9 protein-coding genes are annotated in these 13,476 nt (G+C 54.5%); all 9 read left to right on the forward strand.

The annotated features are described in order from the left end of the window. The first annotated feature begins 194 nt into the window (after nucleotides 1–194). From NTU47_00370 to NTU47_00410, 9 genes are read left to right on the forward strand one after another with little or no spacing between them, the layout of a single operon-like run. Complete coding sequence (locus NTU47_00370) at nucleotides 195–1,265, forward strand: aldose 1-epimerase family protein (GenBank protein MCX6132236.1); 1,071 nt, start codon at nucleotides 195–197, stop codon at nucleotides 1,263–1,265. After that, nucleotides 1,262–2,269: a Gfo/Idh/MocA family oxidoreductase gene (locus NTU47_00375; protein ID MCX6132237.1), complete on the forward strand. Its 1,008-nt coding sequence runs from the start codon at nucleotides 1,262–1,264 to the stop codon at nucleotides 2,267–2,269. Before NTU47_00370 ends, NTU47_00375 begins: the two co-directional genes overlap by 4 nt. 11 nt (nucleotides 2,270–2,280) lie before the next feature. Then, nucleotides 2,281–4,302, forward strand: coding sequence for a heparinase II/III family protein (locus tag NTU47_00380; protein MCX6132238.1), 2,022 nt, complete (start codon nucleotides 2,281–2,283; stop codon nucleotides 4,300–4,302). Between the two features lie 28 nt (nucleotides 4,303–4,330). Next, the gene (locus NTU47_00385; GenBank protein MCX6132239.1) at nucleotides 4,331–5,578 is read left to right on the forward strand and encodes an aminotransferase class III-fold pyridoxal phosphate-dependent enzyme; all 1,248 of its coding nucleotides are present in this window, start codon (nucleotides 4,331–4,333) and stop codon (nucleotides 5,576–5,578) included. Nucleotides 5,579–5,613: 35 nt separating this feature from the next. Then, nucleotides 5,614–7,245, forward strand: a complete 1,632-nt coding sequence (locus NTU47_00390; GenBank protein MCX6132240.1) for an amidohydrolase family protein — start codon at nucleotides 5,614–5,616, stop codon at nucleotides 7,243–7,245. Continuing rightward, nucleotides 7,246–9,630, forward strand: a complete 2,385-nt coding sequence (locus tag NTU47_00395) for a hypothetical protein (protein ID MCX6132241.1) — start codon at nucleotides 7,246–7,248, stop codon at nucleotides 9,628–9,630. Beyond that, complete coding sequence (locus NTU47_00400; protein ID MCX6132242.1) at nucleotides 9,617–10,612, forward strand: hypothetical protein; 996 nt, start codon at nucleotides 9,617–9,619, stop codon at nucleotides 10,610–10,612. Before NTU47_00395 ends, NTU47_00400 begins: the two co-directional genes overlap by 14 nt. Then, the gene (locus NTU47_00405) at nucleotides 10,591–12,435 is read left to right on the forward strand and encodes a hypothetical protein (protein MCX6132243.1); all 1,845 of its coding nucleotides are present in this window, start codon (nucleotides 10,591–10,593) and stop codon (nucleotides 12,433–12,435) included. Before NTU47_00400 ends, NTU47_00405 begins: the two co-directional genes overlap by 22 nt. After that, nucleotides 12,414–13,433, forward strand: a complete 1,020-nt coding sequence (locus NTU47_00410; GenBank protein ID MCX6132244.1) for a hypothetical protein — start codon at nucleotides 12,414–12,416, stop codon at nucleotides 13,431–13,433. The genes NTU47_00405 and NTU47_00410 overlap by 22 nt, the downstream gene beginning before the upstream one ends. The last annotated feature ends 43 nt before the right edge of the window (nucleotides 13,434–13,476 follow it).

Genomic DNA, 13,476 nt, shown 5'->3' on the forward strand with positions numbered 1-13,476 from the left:
AGGCGAGAGAAGCTGTCTTGGAAGCAGTCGGAATCTACAACACCGAGCGTCCACACTTGAGTCTTGCAATGATGACACCTGAAATGCGCTTTGCAGCGTGAACACTAAATCAACTCTGTCAACTTCTGGCCGGACGATACAAGTGATGCTGAACTTGGAACTCGAGACCCAAAACTCTAAACTGTAAACTCGCCATGATCACGCTGAACGGCAAACAATACACACGGCGCGAGCTGGAACAGCACGCAGGTCACATCTCACAAATTGCTGGCGTGCGGATGATGGAGTTGCACGACGGCCCGGAGGCAGGAGTGCGCATTGCGGATGTGCGAAGCGGCTCGGGGCTGCGATTCCAGGTAACGCTTGACCGGGGAATGGATATTTCCCTCGCAGAGTACAAAGGAACGGCGCTTGCGTGGCGCTCTCCAAACGGGGATGTCCACCCATGTTTTTATGATCCGAAAGGACTGGGATGGCTGAAGTCTTTTCCGGGCGGACTTGTAACCGGCTGCGGGCTTACGCAAGCCGGCGCGCCGGGAACCGATGATGGAGAGGAGCTGGGATTACATGGACGACTTTCCAACACTCCGGCAACACATGTTGAGACAACAACTGAGTGGGAAGAAGACAGCTGCAAGTTCAAACTCAGCGGAATCGTGAGAGAAAACACGCTTTTCAGGCAAAACATCACGCTTCATCGCACCATCGAGGTGGAGCTTGGAAGCTCTGTTTTCACCCTCCGCGACACAGTTGTGAACGAAGGCTTTCGTCCCTCGCCGTTGATGCTTCTCTACCACGTCAACCTGGGCTGGCCGCTGCTTGATGACGGGGCGGTGCTGATGGTGAACGCGGAGGCGCCGACGCCGCGCGATGCAGAAGCAATGAAAGGAGTTGAGAGTGCGACAAAGATTCCGGGACCGATACAGGGATACAAGGAACAAGTGTTCTATCATGACCTGATACCCGACTGGAGCGGATTCGCCACGGCGCTTCTGGCGAATCGACGCCTGCACCTCGGCCTGTACGTTGAGTACCGGCAGAAAGAGCTGCCGAAGTTTACACAGTGGAAGATGGTGGGAGAGGGAGAATATGTTCTTGGGATGGAACCGGCGAACTGCCTGGTCCAGGGGCGCGCAAAGGAACGTGAACGCGGCACGCTGAAAGTCCTCGATCCGGGGGAACAACGTGAGTTCCTCGTGCGGATTGGAATTGTTGACGGGGATGCCGCGCTTGACCAGTTCATACAGGAAAAGAACCTACGATGACAGACAGGAAAATAGGAATCGGCCAGGCGGGAATTGCGAACCATGGGCGAACCATCGTCAACGCGACCCGCGATTCAGGCAATCTGCAGCTCGTGTCATGCTTTGACATCAACGCGGCCGCCAACGAAAAGGTAGCCCTCGAGTTTGGCGCTTCACGAAAATCAAATTACGACGATCTCGTGAATGACCCGGCTATTGAAGCAATCTCGCTGGTGACGCCGAATCATCTTCATCCGGAAGAAGTCGAAAAAGCTGTCAAAGCAGGGAAGCATATCTTCGTAGAGAAGCCAATCGGCAATACCGTTGCTGAGGCACGAGCGATGATGAAGGCTGTCAAAGGGTCGGGACTGGTGCTCATGGTCGGTCACAATACGCGGAGACGCCAGGTGTTCCGCCGTGCCAAAGCACTTCTCGAAGAAAAGCGTATCGGTGAAATCGTCGCGATAGAAGCCAACCTCTCCCGCCCTGCGGGCTTGCAGGCGGGTCTCCCTCTTTGGAAGGCTGACCCGAAGACGTGTCCTCTGCTGCCGATGATACAACTCGGTATTCATTTCGTCGATACGATTGAATACCTGATAGGCCGTGTGGCACGTGTCAGTTGCTTCGCCGCGAATATTGCAATGCCGAATCAGGCGCTCGACTCGACCGCGGCCATCCTTCAACTTGAATCAGGTATCCCCGTTTCGCTCACCTCGTACTATGTTTCTGCGGATGCGTACTTTGTGCGGATCTATGGGACCAGGGGGACAATTCACTGCCTGCCTACAAAGCTGCGGCTTGAGCTTCTGGAGAAAGGGGAGTTTAAGGAGGCGATCGAAGAAGATTTCAGCTCTGAGGGGGCCGGAAGCTATGTCCTGCAAATGCGTGAATTTGGGGAGTGTATTTTGCAGGGTAAACAGCCTGAAACAGGGGGCGAGGAAGGGCTTCGAGCTCTTGCTGTAGTGGAGGCGATGGTCAAGTCTGTCGAAAATCACGCTGTCGTAGAACTCAAAGAAATCCTGTAAAGGATCCCACCATGCGATCATCCCGACGAAGATTCCTGAATACAGCTGCCCTGACGGCAGCCGGTGTGGCGTTAAGCCCGTGGAAAGCCATAGCGGGGTACATTCCAGCTCCCGCCCAGAGAGGGGCCCAACGCGGCTTGCTCTTTGACAAGGCCGATATTCCGCGCATTCGTGAGACATTCAAACTCCCGCGTTTTGCCCCATACTGGAAGTCACTGGTTGACGCGGACCTTGAAGCGGACAAGAAATATCTCAGCACAGGGGCCAAGCTGAACAACCACGCGGTAGATTTCCTGAAAGTACGGCAGATACTCGAACGGACGTCATTTGCATACACTATCGGCGGCGAGAAGCGTCATCTCGAGGTCGCATTGCTGGCGATCGGAAAAGTTCTTGAATACAAAAAATGGGATTACTTTCTCGAGGGGGGCGAATTCACCATGGGATTGCAGCGCGCTCCCGAGGCAACCATCGCTATGAGTTTTGCACTTGAATGGTTGAACGACGACCTCGGCGGCGACCTGAAGAAGGAAATGGAAAGACAGATAGGTGAAAAAGGAGCGCCGGCCTGTTACCGCACGCTCTATGGCATGAAGTACCCTGATCGCGTCCGCGGCTGGAAATTCGACCCGGAAAGCGATTATCCATATCCCGTGGACATGAAGCGATGGCCCCTGATTCTGAACTCCACCAACCTCAAAGTCATTCCCATCTGCGGCCTCGGAGTCGGCGCCTGTCTGTTGTATGACAAGCATCCGCAGGCGAAGCAATGGCTCAACCTGGCTATCTCGAGCGCAAAAGCGTTTGCGCCGATGTTCGGCACAGACGGCTGCTATGACGAAGGGGTGAGTTATTGGGGATACACGGCCCTGCACCTTGCGATGTTTCTGGAGATCATGTACCGGAGGCTGGGGATCGATGAGCGAGGCCTGATAAACTTTTCAGGCACGGTGAGGTACGGACTGCAGATGTCCATGCCGAGTGTCGGAAAGCCAGATGATTGCGTGAATTTCGGTGACGCAAGCGTTGTGGGTGATGTCTCTGTTGCGGCATGGGTGGCACAGAAGAGTCGTGACCCCATTGCGCAGTATGTCACGACATCGGTCAGCGAGATCAGGACGCACTACGGTGCGATATGGTACGATCCATCAGTAGCGCCAAAGACGCCAGGACCAGAATTGTACGACGTCCGCTTTGCCAACGATGTCGTGGTGTCGCGTACCGGTTGGGATACAGATAGCTCGGTCGTCGCAATACGCAGCGGTGGACCGGCAAACCATGAACATGCGGACCGCAACAGCGTTGTCTTCAAGGCGTACGGTGAACGATTGTTGCATGATCCGTTGCACGCGGCTTACCCGTATACATTACCGCATTGGGTGCTGCGCCTGACACAAGCACACACCGCTGTGCTTATTAACGGCAAAGGGCATCAGTATCATGATGGCCATGAAGGCACAAACGCTTCATGGGCCGAGGCAAACGTGGTCCAGTACAAACCGACGGAGCATTCGCTTGTCGTAACCAGCGATGCAACCGGGGCGTACCAGCTTGTCAATTCGGATGTAGCTCTCGTGCGACGAACGCTGATTTTCCTGAAACCCGATGTCATCCTGCTCTTCGACCGGGTCAAAATGAAATCAGCAAAGTCTACGGTGCAGCTCCGCTTCCAGATTTTCAACGAGGACGGAAAAGGAGAGTCGGAGATGATGCAAACAGGTTTCTTGATCAAGCGACCGCGGGCGACGTTGCGAGGAACGATCACGGGCTCCACACCGGTTGCCATGAAATCGGGTGTTCACACCACTCCGAAAGAAATCGGTGTGTATCCATATCTCGAGGCTGAGGCGGGAGAGGGTCTGGATCATCAGATCCTGACTGTCTGCACGGCGCAGCGAGCGGGAAAAGAACACGGCAAAGTCTCGCACACGGTGCAAGGGACGGTCTTGACGGTGAAGGTGGATCATAACGGCCAGTCAAAGACCGTGACGATGCGCGGGGACGAAGATCTTCCCACAGTAACAATTATCTGATGACGAAGCGCAGTCAGGTGTGGAACATATGAAAATCTCCGACAAGCACTTTGAAGAAGCCCTCAAGCTGATTCCTTGGGGGACACAGACAAACGCGAAGCGTCCGTATCCGCAGTTTGATGAGGTGATGCCGAAGTTCATCGAGCGCGGAAAGGGATGCCGCATCTGGGACATGGAAGGGAAGGAGTATATTGATTTTCGTCTGGCGCTCGGGCCGATAACGCTCGGGTACTGTTACGACGAAGTCGATGATGCTGTGCGTGAGCAGATGAAGAAAGGGGTGCTGTTCAGCATGGCCAGCCCTATCGAACTCGAGCTGGCACAGCTTCTGCACGAGGCCATCCCGAACGCGGAAATGGTACGGTTTATGAAGACGGGCGAGGACGCGAACCTGTGCAGTGTCCGTATCGCCCGTGCCTACACACACCGGGACATGATCCTCATCAGCGGATATCACGGATATCCCGACTGGTTTGCTGTGGACGACAGCCCGAAGAACGGTGTTCCCGCGATTCTCAAGGACTACGTCAAAGTCATTCCCTGGGGAAACTGTGAGGAAGCGGAGAAGCTGATCAGACAATACAACGAACGGATTGCATGCGTTGTATCGATTCCGTACGACCAGAACGACGATATCAGCGGTTCGTATATCAAACACCTGCGCAAGCTCACGCAGGAACACGGTATTCTTCTTGTCATGGACGAGGTGTGGACCGGTTTTCGTCTGGCCTATGGCGGAGCACAGGAGTTGTTTGGTGTGAAGGCGGACCTCGCGAGCTATGCCAAAGCAATGGCCAACGGCTATCCGATTTCAACCTATGTCGGCAAGCGGGAATACATGGAAATGCTGAACACGTTCAGGATCACGACGACGTATGCCGGTGAGACACTTTCCATCGCTGCCGCAATTGCCACGATGAAAATCATGAAGCGGGACAAGGTGCACGATCACCTGAACGCGATGGGGAAGAGGCTGATGGAGGGATTCAACCGCATCGCAGCGGAGTGCGGCGTCCACGCGCACGCGGCCGGACTGCCTCCGTCACCATATCTGAAATTCGATACACCGGACAAGGCGTACAATGAACGGTTGGAGTACCTCTGGTTCAGGGAGCTATTCCGTGACGGGGTCTTCGTTGTCCTCCGCTGGTTTCTCTGCTATTCGCACAAGGAATCGGACATTGATGAAGCTCTTGAGAAGGCACGGAAGGCCCTCAAACGAGCACTGGAAGCAGAGCCGAAAGAGCGCGAGACCGCAAAACCGCTCTACTGGTAGGATATTCACATTCTCACACACCGCTGAGGAGCAGCATGAACAATCGCCTGTATATCGACTGTTTCGCCATGGTTGGCAAGCGGGGCGCCAAGGACGTTGAAGCCCCCTGGAAAACGGAAGATCTTATCGATGAGATGGAATGGTGCGGGATTCACGGCACGTTCATCACTCATGGTGTGGCGAAGGAATACGATCCGACCTATGGAAACCGCATGCTGCTGCGCGAGTTGAAGAAGAGTCCGCGTCTCTATGGGGTCTGGACGGTCATGCCGCATCATACGGGAGAAATGCCCCTGCCAAAAGACGTGGTAGGCGAGATGCGCGATCATGGAATCCGTGCGGCGAAAATGTACCCGCGCATACACCGCTATCCATTCAACATTGATTTTTGTGGTGTGCTGCTCAGAGAACTCGAGAAGAACGAAATCCCCCTCATGGTCGAGGGGGGACATCTCTACAACTTCGACATCTTCGAGCCAAGCAACCAAGTGCTCCTCGCCGACCTCGATATCATCCTCGCCGCGTTTCCAAACCTGAAGGTGATTTTGCAGGGGACACGCTGGGAATCAACCCGTTTTACGAAACCGCTGATGACGAAACACCCCAACCTTCATCTCGATCTCTCGGCCCACCAGGGAAACCATGCCATCGAGCTGTTCACCGAATGGTACGGCGCCGACCGCATTGTTTTTGGTACGGGAGCGCTTGAAAAATCTCCCGGCGCCGCAAAGGCATTCATTGATTACTGCACATTGAGCGATGCCGACAAGCAACTCATCGCAGCAGGTAACATCTCCAGGCTGACCAAGCTGGATGTTCCACCCGACCCGTACAGGGGCAAGAAGAATCCGGATTGGATCGTCGAACGCGCAAAGGCGGGCAAGCCGATCAACGACATGCTCGTCATTGATTCTCACGCTCATATGTCCCATGACGGCGCAGCGGGTGTCGGCTTCATCCATTTGCCCTATGGCGATGCCAAGAGCATGTATGAGCGGGCGAAGCTGATGGGAATTCAGAAAGTCTGTGTCTCGGGATTTCTGGCAGTCTGGGCGGACTATGACGAGGGGAACAAGATCGTCTGGGACGCGATGAAACGTTATCCGGATTTCTACCGTGGATACGCCGTGCTGCAACCACAGTATGTGAAGGATTGGAAAAAAGAATTCAGAACCGCACACGGCAAATACAAGATGGGGGGCCTCAAGCCCTACAATCCAAGGACAAACCTCGCATACAACGATCCGCTCTGGGCCCCCTGGTTTGAATATGGCAACAAGATCAACGCGTATGCCTTGATCCATCCCTCCCCCAACGTGGTGCCTGAAGTAAACGAGATCGCGGCGAAGTATCCGAATATCGCGTTCATCATCGCTCACACCGGCGGGTCATTTCAGGATGCCAGGAAAGGCATCGAGATGGCGAAGAAAAACCCCAATGTCTACCTTGAAATTACACTGACATCTGTTACGTACCGGGTGATCGAGTTCATGGTTAAGCATGTAGGGGCAGATCGGGTCCTGTTCGGCACGGACCAGCCGATGCGCGATCCCATCCCCCAGTTTGGCTGGATGGCATATTCGCGCTGTACGGTGGCGGAGAAGAAAAAAATGTTCGGACTCAATATGCAGCGCATTCTAAAGCGAGTGAAGCTGTCGTCGAAGTAGATGAAGTCAACGATCATCAGCATACTGCTTATGGCATTGCAGTCAACCGGCATGAGCAACGATCTTGCGCAGGGGAAGAACCGCATTGCCATCGAGAATGAATTCATCCGGGTCGTTGTTGACCAGGATGGAGGCGTGTGCCGGGAAACGTACTACGTCAAGAAGGGGAAGTCCTGGATTGAGATACTCCAAAGCGGAAGTTCACTGCGGCCGGACCCGATCATCCGGGGAAACGGCGAAGTGGTTCCGCTCAGGAGCGCGTCGGTTTCGAAGGGCTCCGGGAAGACTCAAATCGTCATCGTGAGACCGGCGCCGGGTGAAGGGGTGACGCTGAAATCCATTGAGCTGCACAAAGGGGAACGGTGGGCACGAGTAACGTTCGCATACAGGACGGGAGGAAACCTCCGGCTCGAATCGTTCTGGTCGACCTATTCGTTTGTGCCGGGTGGAAAACGCTATGCGGCGTATAAGCCGCTCGATTTTGTCTGGACGCCGCAACTTCGCCCGGAGCCGGAACATATTATCGCGGATCACGCGTTCCGTTCACCGGCACTGATGCTGCAAAAAGACGGATACTTTGCTTCCCTCGTTCCGGTGCTTTCGGACGTGGATGGCAGGGGGCGGAAGATACGGACCGTCGCAGATCTTCAGGTTGAAACCGCCGATCAACCGTTCTTTTCCATTGGACTGCAGAACTGGATTCCGGAACCGTACCGTTTTCGGAACACTCATGTCTATTATGTCGCTCCGGATTCACTCGCTCCTGTTATGGGCGATACGACGGTCACGATGAACTACCTCCTGTTTCTTCGTTCCGATGCTCCGAAGCGCGAAGGATTTCGCGACGTGGTACGATATCATTGGATGACTTCCGGAGCGGCGAACACACAGCGGCCGGCCGGACCGCAGTCGGAGCCTTTTTCGTCATACATTCAGAAGGCGTGGTATCAATTCGTGCCTCAGGTCGCACTCGACACGCAGTATCATGGGGTTCCGGTCACGCTGCTTCGCCAGGCCAGGCTCGCGTGGAGCAACAAACTTCCTAAGTCGGCCGACAACGACAGCTGGTTCAATGTCTGGTTCAACGCATTGCGGACCGCATATGGAATGTACTTGCATGGGAAAACCGTTGACGATCAGCATCTGATACGTCAGGCGACACAAGTTCTCAATTTGGCGCTCCTGGCGCCACAGCAGAAGGGAATTGCGCCATCGATATTTTACATCGACAGCGCCGGCGGCCATTGGGTTGCAGATCATGCGTGGGGAGGAATTGACGATGGCCGCAATCTTCCCGCGTTCCACAACGCCTGGACCTGCTACTGGCTGCTGCAGTGGATCGATCTCGAGCCCGAACGAAAGACGGAGATCCTCCGCTTCACAAGAGCGTTTGCAGATTTCCTGGTTCTCAAGCAGCATCGCAACGGAGTGATACCCTCCTGGTATGATCCGACGACCCTGGAACCGGTGGAAACATTCAGGGATGAAAACGCGGAAACGGCCGGAGCGGCATTGTTTCTCGCAGAATTCTATTCCCGGACCAAAGGCACCAAGTACCTGCGCGGCGCAGAACGGGCAATGCAGTATATGTTCAAATCTGTTGTGCCGGAGCGAAAGTGGTTTGATTTCGAAACATTCTTTTCGTGCTCCCGAAAACCGCTCGGGTTTTTCGATTCGTACACGCAGCAGAATCCTCAAAACACGCTTTCCATGCATCAAGCGGCTGAAGCGTGCTATGAGTTGTTCAGACTGACAGGCAAGACAGAATACAAAGACCGCGGCGTCGCGATCGTGGATTATCTCTGTCTGTATCAGCAGGTGTGGAGCCCCCGGTGGCTGTCGCGGGAACTGTTCGGCGGTTTTGGAGTCCAGAACACCGATGCAGAATGGAGCGATTCCCGTCAGGGGTACTTTGCGGTGACACTGATGAAATATTATGAATTGACGGGGCAGAAGGAGTACTTCGAGCGTGGCGTGGCGGCATTACGGTCCATGTTCTCGTTGTTCGAGTCGCCGACCTCACCGAGGACGGCGGAAAATTACGGGCACTCAGGATACGACCAGCCTGCGGGTGTGACAGGACTTCACTGGGGAACGGGAAGTTCCGTTGTCTCGATACACCTGATCACTCGCCGGTTCGGCGATGCCTACGTCGACGTAAAGGGGAAATGGGGAGTTGGCATCGATGGATGCAGGATCCCGACTGTGACAATTGCGGGAACGGAAATTCATGTAGAGGTTGTGGACAATCTTGTGAAGGCGAGGACAATCAAGTTGAAATTCGGCAACGTGGCGAAATCCCACTACGAGATCATCGTGAACAATAAACCCCTTGGACGCGTTTCTGCCGCAATGTTGCGGGGAGGGATCGATGTCGCACTCTAAATTTCTGATGGCGGTTGTTTTCCTCGTGTCGTGCGGGAGCGGACTGCTGTTCGCCCGGCAGGATACTTTGTATATGTCGGTTCTCAATTCACGCAAGCACCGTCTTGGTGCGCTCGACAATCCGACCGTCGGGCTCTTCGTCAGCACGGATGCTGGCGTGTCGTGGAAGCACAGAGGATGGACGGGCTATATTCGCACGTTCTATACAGAAGCGGGTTCTGACGGTGTGCTTTGGTCGGCATGCGGCAATGGAGTACTCCGATCATCCGACCATGGCCTAATGTGGCGGATCGCGACGGGTTGGCAGGTGACCGAAGTGCTGAAAGTGAAGGTGGATCCGTCGAATCCGGCAGTCGTCTATGCCGCAACGGCATACGGAGTCTTCAAGACTCAAGACAGCGGTGAGAGCTGGAAAGAGCAAAATGCCGGTTTTCTGAAACCGTTTGTCTCCGATATCGTCGCAGATCGGACCAACACCATGAAACTCTTCGCTGCAAGCGAAGACGGCGTCTACATGAGCACTAATGCCGGCGATCGGTGGCGGTTGATTGGTCTGAAAGGAAAAGGGATTCGGACACTCCTTCAGCATCCGGCGCAAGCTCGAACATTCTTCGCCGGGACCGAGGATGACGGATTCTTCATCACGTCTGACGGAGGAGCGACCTGGCAGCAGTCGAACGGCGGCCTCACGCAGATGACCGTCTACACGATTGCGTGCGATCGCGCGAATCCGGACTTGGTGTACATCGGAACACACGGTGGCGGCGCGTATCGCTCGTCCGATCGCGGTAAGAACTGGAAACAGATAACCCAAGGTTTGGATAATCTCGTCGTGCATTCCCTTGCAGTCCTTCCGTCAAATCCTTCGGTTGTGTTTGCAGGAACGTTGAACGGCGGACTGTTCAAGAGCACCGATCGCGGAGAACATTGGATCTTTAACAGCCAGGAGGAGGGACAAGTGTGGGGGCTTTGGGTACGTTGAGGATCTCAAAGACTATACTGCCGTCGCTTTGTGTGATGGCGCTGACGTGTCTCAGCTCTGTATCGCTTCCGGCTCAGGGCGGGTTGTCCCCTGCCGCCCAGTTCGAGCAGCGCCGGCAGCGTCTTCTCGACGTGGTCAGTCAAGAGCGGGATCGCGGATTCTTCACCGTGACAGCGAAGTTCCTGACCGGGCGGGACAAGGAATGGGCGGCAGCAATGCTCGATTCGCTTACCACCGACGAGAGCATCGGCGGCATGTTCTATTCCTACACGGCAATTGGGACATACTTGAGACTCCGGGACCAGTTGCCGGATTCGCTCAGGCGGAAAATTCGACAGGCATACCGTACACGGACGATGTACCGGGGCGACACGGAAAACCACTGGGTGATGTACTACACCGGTCTCTATCTGGCTGCTCAGACGTGGCCGGGCGAGAATAGATCCCAATGGTTCAACGGCAAAAGCTCCACGGAGAATTTCAGAGAAGCTGAAGGGTGGCTGAACCGCTGGATGAAGATCGCCTCAACGATCGGTCAGGGTGAGTTCGACTCTCCGACGTATTTCACTGTGTTTATGACGCCAATGCTGACGCTCTGCGAGTATGCGAAAGATCCGGTGATGAAGCGAAAGGCCGAAATGATGGTTGACCTGCTCTTCGCCGACTATGCGGTTGATCATATCGGCGGCAACTACGCCGGCGGGCATGCCCGGGACTACCCGGAAGATATCGTCAATCCATTATCGGCGCCGACTGCTCTCTGGGCCTGGCTCTACTTTGGCGAGCCCAAGACCGAGCTTTGGACCGAAACCCGTTACCATCCCCGCCACAGGGGTGGATGGGAGCCTGCTTTTGGAGCGATGTCCTCCTATCGATTACCGGAAATCATCTATCGGATTGCGACGGATCGTTCGAAGCCATACGTCGCAACGGAGACCAAACGTGTCCGCAACATTATTCGATTCGGACAGGAGAAGAATCCCCCCGTGTATAAGTACATGTATATGACCCGTTCGTATGCGCTGGGTTCGCTTCAAGGTGGAATTCTTCAGCCCATCCAGCAGCACACGTGGGACATCACGTACGTTTCTGACAAGCCGAACAACACCATCTTCACCCTTCATCCGTTCTCTTCGGGCAAAGAGCTGGCAATGTTCTTCCCTGAAGAACAGAAATTTCTGGCGGATGAGGTGAACCGCTACCATCTCGTGTACACAGATCCGAACAAATGGAACTCCAGTTCGCCGTACGAGCAGACGTTTCAGCACAAGAACTCGATCATCGTCCTCTACAATATTGACAAGGGTGTTACACAGCCGCACGTCGACGGCTTCTTTCCGAAAACTCTTGAAGAACGAAAAGAGGATCCGTCGGGGTGGATTTTCTGCCGGGCCGGATCGGTGTATGTCGCTTTATTTCCGCTCAAGCCGTATGAATGGATTGACGAGAAAATAAACTGGCGGTGGCGGAGCAATGAGCTCAAGAACGGTGTTGTGGCAGAGGTGGGGTCGTCCGATGATGATGGAACGTTTGAGGAATTTCAGAAACGAATCGCCACATTGAAGCCTGCGTCCAACGCTGACGACAAAACCCTCACGGTCCGATACCGAACGCGTGGCGGGGACGATATGATGTTCACCTATGGCGGTGAACGGAGACTCAACGGCAAGAACATCGATTTCAGAACGTACAAACTATTCAATGGTCCATTCATTCAAAGCGAGCGGGGCAGCGGCATTGTGAGGATGCTTTCTCAGGGTCAGGTGCTTGAGCTCGACTTTAATAAGGTGACAATCAGAGAGTGGAAACAACAAGATCGGTAATTCTGTTTGCAGCTACATTGCTTCTCGGTGGTACATCCATTTCGGGTGGATTGATTGAGCTCGCCAGCCTGCCGAAGCAAGAGGGCTTCTATGCCGTAGTATTTTTGAATCGTGGGCAGGTCACTGGCAACACGCGCACTGTCGGACTCTTCAAGCGCGCACCAGGCGATACAACCTGGGCGAACCAGTACCAACCAGGTCTTCTGACCTTCGGTATGGGGAAGTGGCAAAAGGGGGCAACGTTGCGTCGATATTTGTGCATGGGGAACGGTCTTCACCGGTCGGACGATGACGGACGTTCCTGGCGCGTAGTTACCGATTGGCACACGGAAGAAGTACTCTCTGTAGCTCTCGATCCACGGGATTCGGCCCTTCTTTATATCGGCACGCCGTTCGGAGTGTTCAAGTCAACAGACGACGGTACCCATTGGACGAAGAAAATGCAAGGGATGAAGAAGTGGTTTGTCAAGAATGTGCTTCTGGACCATGCCAATCCAGACATCTTGTATGCCGGCGCAGAAGACGATCTCTATCGATCGACGGATCGCGGTGAACACTGGACCCCGTTGCACGTCGGGGCTCAATACATCGAAGTTGTCATCCAACACCCATTTGATGTTCAACGGCTGCTTGTTGGAACCGAGGATGATGCCGTCCGGGTGACCACGAACGGTGGTCGCACCTGGAAAGCGGGGATTGGACTGCCGAAAACCGCATTCTACGGTCTCTGTAGTTCGTCGGACGGCCGGACAATGTATTGCGGAGGCTACAAGACGGGATTGTGGAAGAGCCTTGATGGGGGGCTTTCGTGGAGTCTGCTCTGGCCAGCCTCTGATATTGAGGCGATTTTCACGATCTTTGTTCATCCGGAGGATCCTCTCCATTTGATGGTTGGCACGAGTGGTCAGGGGATCTATGAATCACTCGACGGTGGAATATCCTGGCTGTATGCCGGGTTGCGCGGATGCCACGTGAAACAGATCGCTTTCTATCCGTGACCAGACAACGCTGCTCTCGTACGAATAAGAACTCTTACGTTAT

The sequence above is a fragment of the Ignavibacteriales bacterium genome, from assembly GCA_026390595.1.
Taxonomy (GTDB): Bacteria; Bacteroidota; Ignavibacteria; order UBA10030; family UBA10030; genus UBA9647.

What these genes read in the sequence shown, in the direction of transcription:
- NTU47_00375 (MCX6132237.1), top strand. Translation starts at nt 1,262, where the DNA reads ATGACAGACAGGAAAATAGGAATCGGCCAGGCGGGAATTGCGAACCAT.
- NTU47_00400 (MCX6132242.1), top strand. Translation starts at nt 9,617, where the DNA reads ATGTCGCACTCTAAATTTCTGATGGCGGTTGTTTTCCTCGTGTCGTGC.
- NTU47_00385 (MCX6132239.1), top strand. Translation starts at nt 4,331, where the DNA reads ATGAAAATCTCCGACAAGCACTTTGAAGAAGCCCTCAAGCTGATTCCT.
- NTU47_00370 (MCX6132236.1), top strand. Translation starts at nt 195, where the DNA reads ATGATCACGCTGAACGGCAAACAATACACACGGCGCGAGCTGGAACAG.
- NTU47_00380 (MCX6132238.1), top strand. Translation starts at nt 2,281, where the DNA reads ATGCGATCATCCCGACGAAGATTCCTGAATACAGCTGCCCTGACGGCA.
- NTU47_00395 (MCX6132241.1), top strand. Translation starts at nt 7,246, where the DNA reads ATGAAGTCAACGATCATCAGCATACTGCTTATGGCATTGCAGTCAACC.
- NTU47_00390 (MCX6132240.1), top strand. Translation starts at nt 5,614, where the DNA reads ATGAACAATCGCCTGTATATCGACTGTTTCGCCATGGTTGGCAAGCGG.